General features: G+C 69.1%; 14 protein-coding genes. 8 read left to right on the top strand and 6 right to left on the bottom strand.

Translation table 11 applies throughout. The annotated features are described in order from the left end of the window. Nucleotides 1–168 precede the first annotated feature (168 nt). Entirely contained in the window at nt 169–4,713 is a 4,545-nt protein-coding gene (locus N5095_RS10140; protein WP_267622685.1) for a DUF7997 domain-containing protein, read from the top strand. Here the strand turns inward: N5095_RS10140 and N5095_RS10135 are convergent. Further along, nucleotides 4,703–4,963 (bottom strand): hypothetical protein, encoded by a 261-nt coding sequence (locus tag N5095_RS10135; RefSeq protein ID WP_267622683.1) that lies wholly within the window; start codon nt 4,961–4,963, stop codon nt 4,703–4,705. The genes N5095_RS10140 and N5095_RS10135 overlap by 11 nt on opposite strands. 471 nt (nt 4,964–5,434) lie before the next feature. Here N5095_RS10135 and N5095_RS10130 point away from each other — a divergent pair, with 471 nt between their 5' ends. Both N5095_RS10130 and N5095_RS10125 read left to right on the top strand, forming a co-directional pair. Beyond that, the gene (locus N5095_RS10130; RefSeq protein ID WP_267622681.1) at nt 5,435–5,929 is read left to right on the top strand and encodes an SRPBCC family protein; all 495 of its coding nucleotides are present in this window, start codon (nt 5,435–5,437) and stop codon (nt 5,927–5,929) included. Then, nucleotides 5,922–6,398: a VOC family protein gene (locus N5095_RS10125; RefSeq protein ID WP_267622680.1), complete on the top strand. Its 477-nt coding sequence runs from the start codon at nt 5,922–5,924 to the stop codon at nt 6,396–6,398. Before N5095_RS10130 ends, N5095_RS10125 begins: the two co-directional genes overlap by 8 nt. A gap of 73 nt (nt 6,399–6,471) precedes the next feature. On the opposite strand, the gene N5095_RS10120 is transcribed toward N5095_RS10125, so the two are convergent. Both N5095_RS10120 and N5095_RS10115 read right to left on the bottom strand, forming a co-directional pair. Continuing rightward, nucleotides 6,472–8,322, bottom strand: a complete 1,851-nt coding sequence (locus N5095_RS10120) for a sensor histidine kinase (protein WP_267622679.1) — start codon at nt 8,320–8,322, stop codon at nt 6,472–6,474. A 102-nt stretch (nt 8,323–8,424) separates the two neighbouring features. Beyond that, nucleotides 8,425–9,495 carry a DMT family transporter gene (locus tag N5095_RS10115; protein WP_267622678.1) on the bottom strand — a complete coding sequence of 357 codons (1,071 nt, stop codon included), beginning with the start codon at nt 9,493–9,495 and terminating at the stop codon, nt 8,425–8,427. 1,575 nt (nt 9,496–11,070) lie between these two features. Here N5095_RS10115 and N5095_RS10110 point away from each other — a divergent pair. Both N5095_RS10110 and idsA3 read left to right on the top strand, forming a co-directional pair. Continuing rightward, entirely contained in the window at nt 11,071–12,417 is a 1,347-nt protein-coding gene (locus N5095_RS10110; protein WP_267622677.1) for a ribonuclease J, read from the top strand. Further along, a complete protein-coding gene (idsA3, locus tag N5095_RS10105) occupies nt 12,417–13,463 on the top strand; it encodes a geranylfarnesyl diphosphate synthase (RefSeq protein WP_267622676.1) in 1,047 nt (348 codons plus the stop codon). Before N5095_RS10110 ends, idsA3 begins: the two co-directional genes overlap by 1 nt. Before the next feature lie 234 nt (nt 13,464–13,697). Here the strand turns inward: idsA3 and bcp are convergent, their stop codons facing one another. Genes bcp through priS form a run of 3 tightly spaced genes read right to left on the bottom strand, consistent with a single transcriptional unit; the run spans nt 13,698 to nt 16,326 of the window. Then, nucleotides 13,698–14,153 (bottom strand): thioredoxin-dependent thiol peroxidase, encoded by a 456-nt coding sequence (bcp, locus tag N5095_RS10100; protein WP_267622675.1) that lies wholly within the window; start codon nt 14,151–14,153, stop codon nt 13,698–13,700. Between the two features lie 44 nt (nt 14,154–14,197). Beyond that, nucleotides 14,198–15,172 (bottom strand): DNA replication complex subunit Gins51, encoded by a 975-nt coding sequence (locus N5095_RS10095; RefSeq protein ID WP_267622673.1) that lies wholly within the window; start codon nt 15,170–15,172, stop codon nt 14,198–14,200. Beyond that, nucleotides 15,169–16,326: a DNA primase small subunit PriS gene (priS, locus tag N5095_RS10090; RefSeq protein WP_267622671.1), complete on the bottom strand. Its 1,158-nt coding sequence runs from the start codon at nt 16,324–16,326 to the stop codon at nt 15,169–15,171. The genes N5095_RS10095 and priS overlap by 4 nt, the downstream gene beginning before the upstream one ends. Nucleotides 16,327–16,662: 336 nt before the next feature. Here priS and N5095_RS10085 point away from each other — a divergent pair, with 336 nt between their 5' ends. From N5095_RS10085 to N5095_RS10075, 3 genes are all read left to right on the top strand, one after another. Then, entirely contained in the window at nt 16,663–17,913 is a 1,251-nt protein-coding gene (locus N5095_RS10085) for a tripartite tricarboxylate transporter permease (protein ID WP_267622669.1), read from the top strand. Nucleotides 17,914–18,014: 101 nt separating this feature from the next. Then, on the top strand, nt 18,015–18,194 hold the full coding sequence (locus N5095_RS10080) for an HVO_2753 family zinc finger protein (protein WP_267622667.1): 180 nt from the start codon (nt 18,015–18,017) through the stop codon (nt 18,192–18,194). A 2-nt stretch (nt 18,195–18,196) separates the two neighbouring features. After that, the gene (locus N5095_RS10075; protein ID WP_267622665.1) at nt 18,197–18,463 is read left to right on the top strand and encodes an elongation factor 1-beta; all 267 of its coding nucleotides are present in this window, start codon (nt 18,197–18,199) and stop codon (nt 18,461–18,463) included. Nucleotides 18,464–18,532 lie beyond the last annotated feature (69 nt).

Below are 18,532 nucleotides of genomic sequence, written 5' to 3'. Positions count from 1 at the left end.
CACTCGTCGTAGTAAACACGGGACGGCGTGGGGGACGAATGCCGACGCCCGGTGTCGCCTCGTCGACAACACAACGGCCGTCACGGACTGTCTCGTCGGCACTGAGGGCCGGTGGCGTAGATTGCGGAATCCGCCAATACTTATGTTCCCTCCGGCGGGGGTAGTGATATGAGACTACGGACGGCGTTGAACGACTACAAGCGGGCACGAGGCACCCGCTTTCCGGAGGAGTGTCCCACCCAGTGGGGTGCCTTCTCCGGCCACGGCGACCGCCTCGTCTACGTCGACCCCGGTGGGTACATCCGCGACTACTCCTCCTCGTTGTCGGGACTGTACGGCATCGACCGGTCGCGCTTCGGCATCGAAACCGAGGACCGGACGCTGTGGTTCGACGACCTCAACCCGGTGCGCCAGCACTACTACCGGGAGACGAACGTCGTCGAGACGGAGTACGACGCCGGGAAGTTCACCGTCCACCAGTACGACCTCACGCTCGGCCGGGCACACCTCACGCACGTCGAACTCCGCGGGGCCATCCCCGCCGACGCGCACCTGACGGCGTTTCTCACGTTCGCCCCCGGCGGCCGCGAGACCCGCGTCGGGCGGCTCATCCACGAGGGCGCCGGCCCGAACGGCTCGAAGGCCGTCGAGGTGTTCCACCGGAAGGAACACGACTACGTGACGGCGTCGACCGGGCTGACGGACGTTCGCGGGCAGATTCCCGAGCGCTTCGAGGAGATTCTCTCCGACGAGTACTTCGAGTTCCCGCGGGAGGCCGTCCTCCAGCGCTACGAGGACACCCACCTGAGCGGCGACGTGGTCGTCAGCGCGCCCCTCGAACGGAAGGGCCGGGCCGCCCAGACGACGCTCGTCACCCAGCTGTCGAACCACGACGAGGTCGGTCGGGGCGAGGCGCTCGCGGACCTCAAACACTGCGCCCAGCACAACGCCACGGCCGACGCCCTGCGCGACGCCGGCCGCGCCCGCGCCGAGGTGTCGGTGCCGGAGAACGCGCCCAACTCGGGTCTCGTCCGCTCTGACCTCCGGGTGCTCTCGCTGCTCACTGCGCCGACGGGCGCCCACATCGCCGGTCCCGAGTTCGACCCCTTCTTCTCGCACACCGGCGGGTACGGGTTCACCTGGTTCCGCGACGACTCCGAGGTGGCGACGTTCCTGCTCGAGTCCGACAACCTGCTCGACCTCGACATCGACGACCAGCTCCAGACGAGCGCGCAGTTCTACTGTGACACCCAGCTCGACGACGGCACGTGGCCCCACCGCGTCTGGGCCTCGGACGGCTCGCTCGCCCCCGGGTGGGCACACGCCCGCGTCGAGGGCGCGGAGAAGCCCGAGTACCAGGCCGACCAGACCGCGAGCGTCGTGACCTACCTCGCCACCCTCCTGCGCGACCGGGGGAACGGCCTACCCCACGCCCTCGCCAGCGACGTCCGCGGGACCATCCACGACGGCATCGGCGGGCTCGACGACACGCTGGAGTCGGACGGGCTCCCCGAGACCTGCCAGAACCTCTGGGAGAACATGAACGGCCGCTTCGTCCACACCGCCGCGACCTACCTCCGCGCTTACTCGGCGGTCGCCCGCGCGCCGGTCGAGGAAGGCCTGCGCGAACACGCGCTCTCGCAGGCAGAACAGGTCCGCGAGGGCCTCGACGCGCTGTGGGACGAGGGCGAGGGCGTGTACGGCCTCCGACTGACGGGGGGCGACCTCGACACCCGCGTCGACTCCGCGTCCTGTGCGCTCGCCGACGCCTACATCGAGTACGACGGCGTCGCCGACGGCGAGGACCTCACGGAGGAGGAGCTCGACCGCCTCGACTCGCACTTCGGCATCATGCTCGACCGGCTGTACCGGGACCCGCCGAACACCCCCACGGCCGGCCTCATCAGGTTCGAGGAGGACTTCTGGCGCTCGGGGAGTCAGGACTTCGAGAAGGTGTGGTCGGTGTCGACGGGCTGGGGGGCGAACGCCGCCGCGAAGCTCTCGACTCTGCTCGAACGCTACGGTCGCGACGGCTCCGACTACCTCGGCTGGGCCTCGGACCTCTACGACCTGCTGAAGGCCGACGGCCCGTACGCGACCAACGCCGGCTACCTCGCCGAGCAGATATTCGACGACGGAACGCCCGACAGCGCGACGCCGCTCGGCTGGTCGCACGCCATCCGCCTGCACACGACGGCGTACCTGCGCGAACTCGACGCGCTGCCGGCGACGAAGCCGGCGCCCTCCGGGCCGGAGACCCGCCCGCGCTGGACCACCGGCGAGAAGTACGGGGTCGGCACCGTCGCCGACCACACCTCCGACGACCCCTCGAAGGTGTGGTACACCCTCACCGAGGGTGCGCTGACGGAGGTCAGGTTCCCGCGCGTCGACCTGATGAACATGCGGACGCTCGACTTCCTCGTCGTCGACGCCGACGAGGACTCCTCGTACACGGCCCGGAGCCACAACGAGACGCGTCGCGACGACGACGCCGACACCGTTTCGCGCCGGACGGAGATGGTCGAGGACGACGCGCTCGTCTTCCGCCAGACCGTCGCGGAGCGGGGTGACGGCCGCGGCCACGAGTGGACGCTCACCGCCGAGTACGCGACCGACCCCGAACACGACGCGCTGCTCGCCGACCTGACGTTCGAGGCCGACGACGACAACGAGTACGAGGTGTACGTCGTCGGCGACGTGGCGCTCACGAACACCGGCACGCAGGACCGCGGGCTCCGCCTCGGTCGGGAAGAGGATTACCACCTCGTCGCCCGGGACTCGGAGGCCCACGACGCCGGTCACAGCGAGGACCCGCTGCTCGTCGACGAGGACGGGGAGCGATACAGCATCGCCGTGGCGCTGACGGCGAGCGACCGCTTCGAGTGGGCGACGGTCGGTGTCGGCGGTTCGGACTACCTCGGCGGGCTGTTCGGCGCCGGCGAGGTGCCCGACCCGAAGGAGCGCGTCGACGACGAGAACGTCGTCCTCATCGGCCGCGTCGGGGAGGGCACGAGCGTCTCCGAGACGCTCGCGCTTGGCTTCGCCCGGAACGCCGACACCGCGGCGGCGCTCGGGGAGGCCGTGGGGGCGCTCACCCGCGGCTACGAGACCGTACGCGAGGCGTACGTCGACTCGTGGGACGAGTTCCTCGCGGACAAGGAAGTCCCCGCCAGCGCCCGCGAGGAGCCGGCGCTCGAACGCCAGTACAAGGCGTCGCTGATGGGACTCCGCGCGGTGGAGGACAAGACGTTCCTCGGCGCCGGCATCGCCTCCCCCTCGGTGCCGTGGGGCGAGGCCGTCTCCGCCGAGGAGTCGAAGGGGTACGGCTACAACTTCGTCTGGTCGCGCGACCTGTATCAGGTGTTCACGGTGTTCGAGGCCGTCGACGACCTGGAGACCGCGACGGCGGCGCTGGAGTACGTCTACACTCTCCAGCAGGACGACCGCGGGTTCATCCCGCAGAACACCTACGTCAACGGGAAGACCCGCTGGGGCGGCGAGCAGATAGACAACATCTCGTTCCCGCAGGTGATGGCCTACCAGCTCTACGAGAAGGGCGTCACCTTCGACGAGGCCGACTACGGCTTCGAGAACGTGAAAGCCTCCGCGGACTACGTCGCCCGCAACGGCCCCGCGACGGCCCAGGAGCGCTGGGAGGAGGAGGCCGGCTACTCGCCCTCCTCCATCGCGGCCGAAATCGCCGGCTTGGGCTGTGCCGCCGCGCTCGCCCTCGAAGAGGGGTACGACGCCGACGCGCTCGTCTGGCTCGCGCTGGCCGACGACTGGACCCGCGGCGTCGAGGGGTGGACGGCGACGGAGACCGGCACCGACCTCCACACGAACACGCCGTACTACGTCCGCGTCACCCGCGACGGCGACCCCGAGGCGGGCCACCTCCGGACGCTCGCGAACAACGGGCCGACGCTCGACGAGCGAGAAATCATCGACGGCGGCTTCCTCGAACTCGTCCGCCTCGGCGTGCTCCCCCACGACGACGAGGTGATTCTGAACACCCTCGCCGAGGCCGACGACACCATCCGCGTCGACACGCCCCCCGGCCCCGCCTTCTACCGCTACAACGGCGACGGCTATGGCGAGCAGGACGGCGACAACGAGGGCGCGCCGTGGACCATCGAGACGAAGGGCAAAGGTCGTCTCTGGCCCATCTTCACCGGCGAGCGCGGCGAGTACGAACTCGTCGCCGGGACGGAAGACGGCGAACTCGCCCCCCGGAACCTCCTCCGGACGATGCAGGGGTTCGCCAACTCCGGGCGCATGCTCCCCGAGCAGGTGTGGGACCGCGAACACGAGACGAACTACAACTGGGAGTTCGGCAAGGGGACCGGCGCGGCGACCCCGCTCGCGTGGTCGTTCGCGCAGTACTGTCGGCTCGCTCACGGCATCGACGCCGGCCAGCCGGTCGAGATGCCGACGTTCGTCCGCGAACGCTACGTCGAGAGCGAGCGCCCCGACGGCCCGTCGCTCCGGGTGAACACCAACTTCGCCGGCGACCAACTCGTCGTCGACGGCGAGACCGAGGGCGTCCTCGTCGCCGTGCGCACGGAACAGGAGACGACGCTCGTCGAGCCCGAGGACGGCGCGTTCGAGACCCGCGTCGACATCGACTACGGCGAGAACCAGGTGACCGTCGCGGCCGCGACCCACGAGGACCTGACGCAGGCCGGGACGAGCGTGAAGCGGTTCACGCTGTAGCGGTCGGCGCCTCGGTCTCCTTCTCGCGGACGTAGATATAGAACAGGTAGAGGATAATGCCGGGGACGAACCACATGAGGAAGCCGCCCGTGACGGCCAACCCCCAGATGGGGGCGTGGTCCATCCCGTGTGCCTTCGCGTCGTTGTACACCCAGATGCCGACCCCGAGCGGGAGGAGGAAGACGAGGCCGAGAATCAGGAACTCGGGGCCGCCGGGAATCGCACCGAACAGCGGTCGGAGGGGAACCATACGAAACGCTGACGTGTTCGGCCGATAGCTCTTGTGGTGCGGGCGCCGGTCGTGTTTCGTTTGTGAGGACTTAGTGTCTGAGTAGCTGTGGCAGGGTTTCACGGAAGCCCCCGGTCGCTCGACTCGGGCGGCTGGCGAGACTCGTTCCACTCGTCTCGCTGCTTCCCGTTCGCAACGCTCACGGGAATCTCGCTGCGCTCCTCGGCTCGCTCACTGCGTTCGCTCGCCTGCGGTGCTTGCGTCGCCGTCCTTCGCCGAGCGACCGGCCCCTTCCGAAGTCCCTCCCAACACCGGCTGTTCGGCCGGTTGTCGCCCCTCTTTGCTCGGTGAGTCGCGTAACTAAACACGACCCGGACGCCGGGTCGGCGCCGTAGAGGGCTGGAGCGCCGGGTCGACGCCGACCGAGGTCGAGCCACCGCGCGACGAACCGGCGAGTGGCCTTTTGCTCCTCGCGTCCCTACGACCGAACAGATGGCGAACTACCACCGGCAGGTCCGGGTGGCGGCGCCGCTCGACGAGGTGTGGGCGTTTCACTCCCGCATCGAGGGACTCACCGAGCTGACGCCCGAGTGGATGAACATGCGCGTCGAGGGCGTCCGGGGGCCGGACGGCGACCCCGACCCCGAGGTGCTGGAGGCCGGGTCGCAGGCTCGGCTCTCGGTGCGGCCCCTCGGCATCGGTCCGCGCCAGCGCTGGACCTCGAAGATCGTCTACCGCGACGAAGACGAGGAGAGCGCCGTCTTCCGGGACACGATGGAGGACGGCCCGTTCCGGGAGTGGGTCCACACCCACCGGTTCGTCGCCGCCGGCGGCGACACGATTGTCCACGACGACGTGGAGTACCGGCTCCCGCTCGACGGGCTCGGCGACCTCGCGTCACCGTTCGCCGTGGTGGGCTTCGAGCCGATGTTCCGCTACCGGCACCGAAAGACGAAGGAGCACTTCGAGGGTGGTGGCCGTGGCTGAGGACGCCGACGAATTCGACGGTGCAAGCGCGGGCGACGGCGAGACCGGAGACGGGAGCGACGGTCTCGACCTCGACGTCGTCGACCTCGACCACGTCGCCCTCCGCGTCTCGGACCTCGACCGGGCGCTCTCCTTCTACCGCGACCTGCTCGGTCTTCCCGTGCGCGACCGCGAGCGTTACGAGGCCGGCGAGGTGCCCTACGTCGCAGTCGTCGCCGGGGGCCGGCACCTCCACCTCGTGCCGACCGACGAGCCGTTCGACGTCGACGGCGAACACGTCTGTCTCCTGCTCAGGGGGAGCGCGGTCGACACCGAGGACGAAGTTCGTGCGCTCCTCGACGACCTCCGCGAGCGGGGGGTCGAAGTGGAGGACGGCGAACCGTACAAGCGATACGGCGCCTACGGCCGGGCGTGGGCCGCCTACGTCCGCGACCCCGACGGCCGGCGGGTCGAGTTGAAACTGCACTGAGCGGGGACGTCGTCGCGCGGTCGACCGGGGTGGACGCTCGACCCGGCGGCCCGGTCGGCGGAACGACCGGCCCTCAGTCGTCCGTCGATTGCTCCGGCGCGTCCTCCGTCACGTGTGCGTCCCGCAGGTCGTCGGACCCGGCAGACCGCTCCGGCTCACCGGGTGCGTCCGGGCTCGCGACCCCCGAGCCTTCCGACCCCGCCGACTCCCGAGCGCCGCCGGTTCGCACCTCGAAGCGGGCGCCGCCGTGCTCGCTCGCCTCGACGGCGACGCTCCACCCGTGGGCTTCGACGACGCGGTCGACGATGGCGAGGCCGAAGCCCGTCCCGTCCTCGCTCCCGGTGTGGCCCCGGTCGAACACGCGTGCCCGGTCGGCGGGCGGGATGCCGTCCCCGTCGTCGGCGACGAAGAACCCGCCCGCCGAGAGCGAGCCGACGGTGACCGTGACCGTCGGGCCGGCGTGCTCGACCGCGTTGCGAAAGAGGTTCTCGAACACGGCCCTGAGTCGCGGCTCGTCGGCGGAGAGCCGACCGAGGTGAGGCTCCGCGTCGAGTGTCGCCTCCCGAGTGTCGACCGCGTTCCAGGCGCGCTGGACCGCTCCGTCCAGTTCCACGGCGCTCGTCTCGCCCACCGCCCGTCCCTGCCGAGCCAGCGAGAGGAGGTCGTCGACGAGGAGCTCCATGCGGTCGACCGCGGTCTCGACGCGGTCGAGGTGTGAGAGCTCCCCCGTCTCCTGTGCGAGCGAGAGGAAGCCGGCGGCGACGTTGAGCGGGTTCCGGAGGTCGTGTGAGACGCTGGAGGCGAACTCGTCGAGCTGTCGGTTCCGGCGTTCGAGCTCGCGCATCCGCCGCTGACGGGCGAGGGTGTGTGCCACCATGTCGGCGAGCCGGCGGAGCGTGTACACCTCGTGGTCGTGCCACGCGCGGTCGGCGTCGGTCACCTCGAAGGCGAGGGCGCCCACCAGCTCCCACTCGCTCACGAGCGGAACGACTAGGAAGGAGCCGATACCGGCTTCGGCACACCGGTCCCGGAGCGGCGCCGCCTCCGCCGGCAGGTCGGCCGTCCGCTCGACGCGGACGTTCTCGAAGCGTTCGAGCCGCGAGACGAGCCAGCCGAGCGCTCCCTCCGGGTGGGCGTCGATAGAGAGACCGCGGGGCTCGACGCCGGCGGCGGTCCACTGGTGGGTCGGGTCGAAGACGGCGTGGTCCGCGTCGTACTGGAGCACCCGGCAGCGGTCGGCGCCGACGAACTCGGCGACGGTCGCCAGCGTCCACTCGATCTTCGTGTCAACCTCGTCGGGCGCGGCGCTCATCAGCATCGTCGACGCACCGAGGACGCGGTCTTCGAGTCCCCTGCAGGCGCCGTGGTCGCCCGACTCGCGGTCGGTCACGACGGCCGCTCCGAGCCCGTCCGTCGGGTCGCCCGAGTCGCCCGAGTCGGTCGGGTCGCCCGGGTTGGTCGAGTCGGTCGGGTTGGTCGGGTCGCCTCCGTCGACCGCATCGAGGGTCTCGTCCGTCCCGGCGTAGAACCCCGCGACCGACTCCCGGACGCTGGTCGCGAGCGTCGCGTACCGGTCCTCCCCCGTTCCCTTCTGTACGTAGTCGGTCACACCGGCACGGAAGGCGTCGCGTGCGACCGTCTCGCTCCCGCGCCCCGTGAAGAGTACCACCGGAACCGACGGAACCCGGCTCCGGACCGCCCGGAGCAGTTCGACCCCGTCCGTGCCGGGCATCCCGTAGTCGGTGACGACACAGTCCGGTACACGGCTGCCGAGTCGGTCGAGCGCACCCCTCGGGTCGCTCGCAGCTTCCACGCGGAGCGGACGCCCGCCGTCGTCCGCCTCGAGTCGCCTCGCGGCCAGCGCGGCGAAGTCGTCGTCGTCGTCGACGAGGAGTACATCGATGACGTCCGACGACCGGTCCATACTCACTCTCCCCCGTCCCGCCCTATCAGTATTCGGACTGAATTATCAGTGGTGATACCCTCCGGCCGTTCGGCGTTTTCTCGTCCCGTCGGCGCCTCCGGGTCAGTCCTCGTCGACGCCGCGGTCGGTCGCTCCGGTCGCCCCTGTCGCGGACCGGTCGCTCGCCGTCGGGTCGGTCGCGGAGCTATCGCTCGTGGAAGCGTCGTCGGAGTCGCCGGACCGCGCGGCCGTGAGGCCGATACCGGCGAGGACGACGCAGCCGCCGACCACCGTCGCGGCCGTCGGCACCTCCGCGAGGAGGACGAGCGCGAGGAGCGTACTCCCGACAGGTTCTCCGAGTAGGGAGACGGAGACGACGCTCGACTCGACGTGGGCGAGCGCCCAGTTGATGACCGTGTGGCCGAACAGCCCGGGGCCGACGGCCATCCCGAGAAAGAGGAGCCACTCCGTCGCCGGGTAGCCCAACAGTGGGAGGCCGCGGGCGAGCGCGACACAGAGCAGGACGAGCGCGCAGACGCCGTAGACGACGGTGACGTAGGGCAGGAGCGCGACGCGCTGGCGCAGGGAACGCCCGGCGAGCACGTAGCCGGCGGCCGTGACGGCCCCGAGGAGCGCGAGCGCGTTGCCGTACAGCGTCACCTGCCCGTCGCCGGCGGCCGAGATGGCGGCCGCGGGGTCGGCGAGGAGGAACGCGGGCGAGGTCACCAGCGCGTCGCCGAAGGACATCGCCGCCATGCCGGCGACGGCGACGAGGATACCGACCACCGTGCGGGAACCGACGCGCTCGTCCAGTAGCGCCCACGCGCCGGCGGCGACGAACAGCGGCTGGGCCTGGACGAGCGTGACGCTCGCGGCGACGCTCGTGTGGTTCAGGCTCTCGAACCACGAGGCGAAGTGGAGCGCGAGGGCGGCGCCGGCGGCCACCGCGACGACCCCATCCCGAAGACGGATGCGCCGGAAGTCGGCCCCGTTCCGCGAGACGGCGAGCGGGGCGAGCAGCAGGGTCGTGAACAGGACGCGGTAGAACGCCTTGACGACGCTCGGCGCCTCGCTCCAGCGGACGAGGATGGCGCTGGTGCTGACGGCGAGGACGGCGACTATCAGCGCGGCCCGCGGGGGCGTCCGCTCCGCGAGAGTGGATTCGAGCGTGGCGAGGCGACGGGTGGCGTCCACGGGTTTCCGTATCGTGGTAGGGGTTTACGGGTTGCGGAGCGTCGGTGAGGGGTTCTTGGCGATGGGGGTTCGGCTCGGGTGGTCGCTTGTCGCTGGAGTTCTGTTGTGACTGGGCTTTCTGTGACTCCCGAAAGCCCACCCGACCGTACCGCGCCTCGTCCTCCCCAACCGCCTCCCTCCTTCACTTCGTTCGGTCGGTCAGCCCTCGCACGGCTGCAGCCGCCCACAGAGGGGCGGCTGGCGCGCGCCGCCGCGGCTCCGTCCGCGGCGGAGTCGCGCGAGGGACCGTGGCCGACCTCCGTGTCGGCCATGCGGAGGCTGGGGAGGTGTGAGGCTGTCGGGTGGGAATCGAAAAGGAGCGGCGTCGCCGGAAGCAGAGCTTCCGGCTGCTCGCGAGAGCTCTGCTCTCGCGTTGGGCTCGGTCAGCGAGCCGATGTAAGCACCGCAGGGAGCGAGCGAAGCGAGTGACCGAGGCGCGCAGCGGCCGAGCCCGTCGGGGCTTTTCAGAGTCGTGTCGTTGAATCGTGTCTTGCGAGTTGTTTTCACGGAATCACGGTGTGGCTCAGCTTCTGGAGTCGTGCCGCGTATCCAGCGAATCTTGATACACTAAGGAAGGAGCACCGATAGAGATAATTACCAGAGTTCGTGTTTCTGCAATATGAGTCCTGAACTTTGGTTCGTCCTCCTCCTCTTCGCTTTGGTGACTGTTCCGCTCTTTCTCGGTGCTATAACCCTCTTCAATCGCACGTCAAGTGGGGAAGACGAAAAAGAATTAGAGGGGTTGAAGCAGCGAGTCGAACAGCTTGAATCGGACCAGGACTAAACGAGACACACGCTCTGAGTTTAGGAGCTGAGTCACACCGACAGACGCTGGAAGAAACTCCCTTTGTTCCGACCTGGTTAGACGTGACTCAGCTTCTAGAGGCGTGCCGCGTATCTAGCAGAGCTTCCGAATGAGTCGCTAACAGTTATATGACATCTGACTAGATAGCATATGACCAAAAACAACAAATATGGAACTAATCAAGAGATGGGTCTCCGCATCAATCGCTGGAACTCTATCGATGCTAGTCGGGGGAGTCATCACCGTAGTTGGACTCTGGTACGTTGTAGTTCCCATTCTCATCGACATTTTCACACCCCCATCGCCGGGGCCGACGCCTGCTGGTGGCCATTCCGTATGGGCATTCGGATTGTTGATTATAGTGGTCGGAGCGGTGTTCTTGGTAATCGGGCTTCAACTAATCTACTACCGGGAATGAGAGACACGCTCTGTTTCTAGGAGCTGAGTCACCACGAACCTCTATGAAAGAAACCCCTCTCCACGGGACGCCCCCTCTACAAATCACACGGAAACCGTAACCCAAGCAGTTTTTACGACCGGGCAAAGAAGCCCTATACAACCGCTCCCGCGGGCAAGTGCGACCGGTCCCCCAGACGTACGACGGACCGGTCGCATAGCGGGGACCACCGACCGACGTGCTGTAAGACGCCGGGGCCGCTGGCCCCCGATTCGGAGACGCGGGCGGGTTTACGTACGAGAATCGCCGCTTCGCGGCGTTTCAGTGTTCAACAATGGAAATCGAAATCGCAACCATCGGCGGCTACGAGGAAGTCGGTCGACAGATGACGGCCGTTCGCGCGGGCGACGACATCGTCATCTTCGACATGGGGCTGAACCTCTCGCAGGTTCTCATCCACGACAACGTCGAGACCGAGAAGATGCACAGCCTCGACCTGATCGACATGGGCGCCATCCCCGACGACCGGGTGATGAGCGAACTCGAAGGTGACGTGCAGGCCATCGTGCCGACCCACGGCCACCTCGACCACATCGGCGCCATCTCGAAGCTGGCCCACCGCTACGACGCCCCCGTCGTCGCGACGCCCTTTACCATCGAGCTCGTCAAGCAGCAGCTCCAGGGCGAGTCGAAGTTCAACGTCGAGAACGACCTGCAGAAGATGTCCGCCGGTGAGACGATGTCCATCGGCGAGCGCTGCGAACTGGAGTTCGTCCACGTCACCCACTCCATCATCGACGCCATCAACCCCGTCCTCCACACGCCGGAGGGCGCGGTCGTCTACGGCCTCGACAAGCGCATGGACCACTCGCCGGTCGTCGAGGACCCCATCGACATGGAGCGCTTCCGCGAAATCGGTCGCGAGGGCGAGGGCGTCCTCTGTTACATCGAGGACTGCACGAACGCCGGTCGGAAGGGCCGCACGCCCTCCGAGTCCGTCGCGCGTCGCCACCTGAAGGACGTGATGACCTCGGTCGAGGACTACGACGGCGGCATCGTCGCCACGACGTTCTCCTCGCACATCTCCCGGGTCACCTCGCTCGTCGAGTTCGCGAAGGACATCGGCCGCCAGCCCGTCCTGCTCGGTCGCTCGATGGAGAAGTACTCCGGCACGGCCGAGCGCCTGAACTACGTCGACTTCCCGGACGACCTCGGGATGTACGGCCACCGCAAGTCCGTCGACCGCACGTTCAAGCGCATCATGAAGGAGGGGAAGGAGAAGTACCTCCCCATCGTGACGGGTCACCAGGGCGAGCCCCGTGCGATGCTCACCCGGATGGGTCGCGGCGAGACGCCGTACGAACTGGACGACGGCGACAAGGTCATCTTCTCGGCGCGGGTCATCCCGGAGCCGACCAACGAGGGCCAGCGCTACCAGTCCGAGCGCCTCCTGAAGATGCAGGGCGCGCGCATCTACGACGACATCCACGTCTCCGGCCACCTCCGCGAGGAGGGCCACTACCAGATGCTCGACGCGCTGCAGCCGAAGCACCTCATCCCGGCCCACCAGGACCTCAAAGGGTTCGCGCCGTACGTGAACCTCGCCAGCGGCATGGGGTACGAGGTCGGCCGCGACATCCACCTCACGCAGAACGGGAACGTCATCCAGCTGGTGGAGTGATGAACCAGGACGCGACGGAGCAGCGGGTGCTCGGGGCCGTCGGCGAGCGGCGCGAACTCGTCAACGCGGCCATCGACGAGGACCTGCCGATGGCCGAGCCGAAGCGGCTGTACGAGGCCGCCCGCTACCTGCTCGAGGCCGGCGGGAAGCGCCTCCGCCCGACGGTGACGCTGCTCGCGGCGGAGGCCGTCTCCGACGTCGAGCCGCTGTCGGCCGACTACCGCGCGTTCCCGTCGCTGTACGACGAGCCGGTCGACGTGATGGCCGCCGCGGTGAGCCTCGAGGTCATCCAGTCGTTCACGCTCATCCACGACGACATCATGGACGACGACGACCTCCGCCGGGGCGTCCCCGCCGTGCACAAGGCCTACGACACCGAGACGGCCATCCTCGCCGGCGACACCCTCTACTCGAAGGCGTTCGAAATCATGGCCGACACCGGCGCCCACGCCGAGAACGGCCTGGAGGCGGTGCGCATGCTCGCCTCGACCTGCACCCGCATCTGCGAGGGGCAGGCGCTCGACGTGCAGTTCGAGACGGAAGGCGACATCGACCCCGACCAGTACCTCGAGATGGTGGAGTTCAAGACCGCCGTCCTCTACGGCGCCGCGGCCGCCACGCCGGCCGTGTTGCTCGGCGCCGACGACGAGGTCGTCGAGGCCCTCTATCGGTACGGCATCGACTCCGGCAGCGCGTTCCAGATTCAGGACGACGTGCTCGACCTCACCGTCCCCAGCGACAAGCTGGGCAAGCAGCGCGGGTCGGACCTCGTCGAGGAGAAGGAGACGCTCATCGCACTCCACGCTCGCCAGCAGGGCGTCGACGTGGACGGGCTCGTCGCTGCCACGGACCCCGAGAACGTCACCGACGCCGAAATCGAGGACGCCGTCGCAGCGTTGGAGGCCGCCGGCAGCATCGACTACGCTCGCGAGACGGCCCGCGACCTCACCGAGCAGGCCAAGAGCCGCCTCGAAATCCTCCCCGACAACGAGGCTCGCTCCCTGCTCGAAGACATCGCGGACTACCTCATCACCCGAGGGTACTGAGCGGCGTCCCGGCCGCGACGGTGGCCGCCGCTCGCCCCGTCGTACTGCACCACCGACCCGGCGGTTTTATGTGTGCGAGGCGGCTCAGTGTCGACCCACGCGTTCCGCCGAACCCCGACGCCGTCGCCGGTGAACGGTAAACTCCGTAGCCGTTGCTTTCATCGGAAACGTGGTGTGTTCCGCACGTCGAGCCGTAGTGCGCGGCGCCGCCGGCCCGTCGGGTGGGCCGTCCGCTCAGGAGAGGTCGTTCAGAATCGTCATCGCGTGGTCCTCCGGGTCGACGCCCTCGTAGACCTCGACGACGTCGCCCTCGGGTCCGACGACGTACGTGTTGCGGAACACGCCGTCGAACGTCTTGCCGAACATGTTCTTCTCCCCGTAGGAGTCGTAGGCGCTCGCGACCTCGCCGGACTCGTCGGAGAGCAGGCGGAAGGGGAGGTCGTGTTTCTCCGCGAAGTCGGCGAGGTCGTCGACTGGGTCGTCGCTGATGCCGAGGACGGTGACGTCCCGGTTCTCGAATTCGTCGATGGCGTCGCGGAAGCCACAGGCCTCCGTCGTACAGCCCGGCGTGTCCGCGCGGGGGTAGAAGTAGACCACGACGTGCTCGCCGCGGTAGTCCGAGAGCGAGACGCGCTCGCCGTTCTGGTCTGGCAGTTCGAACTCGGGGGCTTCGTCGCCGACGCTGAGCATACGCGGGTCGTCGGGTGGGAGGGAGAAACCGTTTCGGTATCAGGTCAGTCCAGCCGCTCGGCGGCGTCGCGCTGGACGAGCGGCTCTGCGTTCGCGCTCGGGAGCGTCACCACGTCCTCCTCGGCGAGGTCGTACTCGCGCTCGTCGACGCCGAGGATGCTCCCCACGTCGCGGGTGATGCGGACGGTCGTCCGGTCGTCGTCCGCTCGGCCGGACGCCGGTTCGGTCTCGCTTCCCGTTTCCCCGTCCGTCCCCGTCCCCCCGCCGGGCGTGTCCGGCGGCGTCGGCGGCGTGTCGTCCCCGTCGGCGTTCTTCGGACCGTTTCCGGTGGCGTCGGCGACGCCGTCGCCGTCGGCCGGTACGGTGTCAGGGTCGCCGGCGTCGACACGGCCGGTCGAGGCGTCGGGTGCGGGTGCGACCGACTCGTCGTCGCCGACCGTGAGGTCGCGCTCCCCGTCCATCGCCTGCGAGAGGACGTCCGGCGTCGACTCCTCGTCGGCGGTCGCCGGCGTCCCGGCGTCCGTGTCGTCGGCCCCGGTCCCTCCGACCGGCGCGGCGTCGGGAGCCGTCGGGTCCGACTCGGACGCCCGGGAACCGCTCGCCTCTCTCACCTCGCTCGCCGACGCCGACCCGTTCCCGGAGAGGATGTCGAGCACCGTCGTCTTGTTCTGCTCGATGCGCGCGACGAGGTCCTCGAACAGCTCGCGCTCCTGTGTCGTCATCCCCTCCTCGTCGACCGGCATGTCGGCGGCCGCGAAGGAGGCGAGCTTCACCACCTTGCCGACGCGGCGCTCGTAGACGGCCTCGACGACCTCCTCTGCGGTCTCGATTTCGTCGGTGAGCCGGGAGACCTCCGGGGAGGAGAAGGGGTCGTCGGCGGTCGCCGCGACCTCCTTTCGCTCGGCCTTCAAATCGCTGATGTAGCCGGCGACGTCCTCGTAGAAGGCGTCGCGGAGATGCTGCAGACTGTCCTTCCGGCGTTCCTTCGACTGGACCGTCTGTAGCTCGTTGAGGTTCATTCTGTGGCTTTCTCCGCGGCGCCGCGCGTCATGAGGAAGACGCCGACGCACTCACGAACTGTGTTCTCACCGGCTGATATATTAGTCGTTTCGCCGCCGAGGTCGACGGTCGCCGACTCGGCCGCCTCGACGGTAATCTCGCGCCCGGTGAACCGGTCGGGGACGGCGTCGACGAGCGGGTCGAAGTCGGCGACCGACCGGCGCGGGATGCGCCGGACGGCGAGGCCGGTGCCGCCGTGGAGGCTCCCCGGAAGTCGGATGAGCCGCCGGAGGTCGGTCGTGACGGGTTCGTCGATGGGCGAGGTCTCGTCGGCGACGACCTCCGGGAGGAGCTTCTTCACCAGCCGCTTCGCCCCGCCGGCCTCCATGTTGCCCGCTTCGAGCGCCTCGCGGTTCTCCCGAAAGGCAGTCAGCAGGTTCCCGGCGGTCTTCTCGCCGACGCCGTCGAACTCGCGGAGGCGCTCCAGCGCCTCGTCGTCGTCCATCCCCTCGATTTCGTCGGCCAGCGCGAGGATTCGGCGGTGGACCCGTCGACCCCAGCCACCCTCCGCCCGGAGGGTGTCACGCAGGGTGCCCGTCTCGTTCGGGCGCGTCTCCATGAGTGCGTCCTCGTCGAGGTCGATGGCGCGTACGTAGTCGACGATTTCGCGCCGCGCCTCGCTGTCCAACTCTCGCACGGACTCGTCGCGGACGTGGACGTGGTATCCCCGCCCGCCCGAGAACACCACGTCGAGGTGGTCGAACGCGAAGTCGTCTTCGAGAAAGTCGAGGAGGTTCACCAGCGCCGCCTTCCCCTCGGCGAGCATGTCGGCGTAGGCCGTCTCCTCGGGGTCGACGCCCGGGAGGTGGTCGGCGTCGAGGTCGAAGACGAGGTCGGCCTCGTCCCACCCCTTCGCGTCCATCGTACTCGCACCGGGGTCGTCGTAGCGCGCCGCGGAGAAGTAGACGTGCCGCGGCGCCTCCCGCGCGAGGTAGCTCCCGAGGTCGCCCAGGTCCAGCAGCGACTGGTGGCGAATCATCGTCGTGCCGCTGCCGGCGGTCCAGGGGATGTGGCCCCACTCGCGCTCGCCGGCGGCGGGTGGCGGCGTGAGCTCCGCTCGGCGGTAGTAGTCGCCGAAGCGGCCGGTGAGGTACTCGCGCGTCCGTTCGTCCATCGCTCTCCGGTGGTATGCGAGTGGTCGGTTTAGTCGTTGTCGTTGACGGTCGTTCTCAGTTAGATACGTCGCCCCCGTCGACAGACGTGTCTCGGAGACTGCTCCCGGAAGCCCCCGGCGTCTCGGCTCGCGCGACTCGCTGCGCGCCTCAGTCGCTCGCTCGCTCCCTACGGTGCTTGCTTCGTCGTGCGTCCCCGAGACGCCGGCCCCTTCCGAAGTCCCACCCGGCGGTTGGCCGGCCGGTCGTCGTCCCTGCACGCCCGGTGAGGCGCCTACCCCTCGGCCGTCGAGCGCCGTACGAGTCTTCAAATACGAGACCGCGACCACTCCCCCGCGATGGAGTTCCTCGGCGTCCGGTTCGTGCTCGCCCCCGGGACGGCGTCGGCGACGCTCGCCTTCGCGCTCGGTGGCGTCCTCCTGGGAACCCTCAGCGGACTCACGCCGGGGCTCCACGCCAACAACTTCGCCATGCTACTCGCGGCGGTCGCTCCTGCCGTCCCCGCGTCGCCGACGCTCGTGGGCGGCGCGATGCTCGCCGCCGGCGTCGTCCACACGTTCCTCGACGTGGTGCCGGCACTGGCGCTCGGCGTCCCCGACGCCGCGATGGCCGCCTCGGCGCTCCCGGGTCACCAGCTCGTCGTCGACGGCCGCGGCCGCGAAGCCCTGCGACTCTCCGCCGCCGGGAGCCTCGCGGCCGTCGCGCTCGCGGCCCCGCTGGCCATCCCCATCACGGCGCTCGCGAGCGCCGGCTACCCCGCTCTCAGGGCGAACCTCCCGCTGGTCCTCGGCGCCGTCGTCTGCTACCTCGTCCTGACCGAACCCACCCGCCGCGGGATGGTGGGCGGTCTCGTCGCCTTCGGGCTGAGCGCCGCCCTCGGCGCGGCGACGCTCGACCTCTCACCCGCCGCGCCGCTCGCCGTCGGCGGCGTGCTCGCCCCGCTCTTTGGAGGGTTGTTCGGGGCTCCGGTGCTCCTCGACGCGCTCGGCGGGGCCGGCGTCCCGCCACAGGCCGACCCGGAAATCTCGATGGACCGCCGGCGCTTCGGCGGAACGGCGACCGCCGGCACCGTCGCGGGTGCGATGGTCGGCTTCGTCCCCGGCGTCTCCGCCGCGGTCGCCTCCGTCGTCGCGCTCCCGTTCGTCCCCGGCCGCGGCGGCGCCCGCGAGTTCGTCGTCGCCACAAGCGGCGCCAACACGGCGAACGCCGTCTTCGCGCTCGTCGCACTCGTCGTCCTCGGCACCCCCCGGACGGGTGTCACCGTCGCGATCGACGACGCGGGCGCGGTCGCCGGACCGGCCGCCCTCGCCCGACTCCTCCCGGTCGTCGGCGTCGCCGCCGTCGCCGGATTCGCCCTCGTCGTCGTCCTCGGCGACCGCTACCTCGCGTTCGTGGGCCGGGTCGACCAGACTCGACTCGTCCTCGTCGTCCTCGGTGGGCTGGTCGGCGTCTGCTATCTGTTCGCCGGCGTCGTCGGCGTCGGGCTCCTCCTCGTCGCCACGGTCGTCGGGCTCGTCCCCCCGCGGGTCGGCTGTCGCCGCGTTCACCTGATGGGGGTGCTGATCGGGCCGCTGGTGTTGGGTGTCTGAGCCGGCGAGACGGCCGAACGCGCCGGACCTTCGGGAGGCCGCCAGCGACGACCTCGCATCGAAAGACAACCGTTAAAAGTCGGCGCCGGGAATTCGAAGGTATGAGCCAGTCGGAACAGCGACAGGAGCGACAGTGTATCTCCTGTGGCATCAACATCTCCGGGATGAGCGCGGCGAAGTTCAAGTGTCCGGACTGCGGACACATGATTTACCGCTGTGCGACGTGCCGCAAGCAGAGCAACCTCTACGAGTGCCCCGACTGCGGGTTCCGGGGGCCGTAACGATGGGGAAGGTCGCCGCGAAGATGAAGGTCATGCCGCAGAGCCCCGAAATCGACCTCGACGAGCTTCAGGAACTGCTGGAGGACTCGCTCCCCGAGGGGGCGAAAATCAACGGCTTCGAGCGTGACGAGGTCGCCTTCGGCCTCGTCGCCCTCCTGCCGACGGTCATCGTCCCCGACGACGCCGGCGGCACCGAGGCCGTCGAGGAGCGCTTCATGAACGTCGACGGCGTCGAGTCGGTCGCCGTCGAGAACGTCGGTCGAATCTAAGGCACCGACCTTTTTCTTCGTCGGGTGGCCTCCGGCCACCGCTCTTCACGGGTCGCCGCCGGCGACCCG

The organism is Halobium salinum (genome assembly GCF_026586625.1).
Taxonomy (GTDB): Archaea; Halobacteriota; Halobacteria; order Halobacteriales; family Haloferacaceae; genus Halobium; species Halobium salinum.
This window is presented reverse-complemented; position numbering and strand designations above follow the sequence as displayed.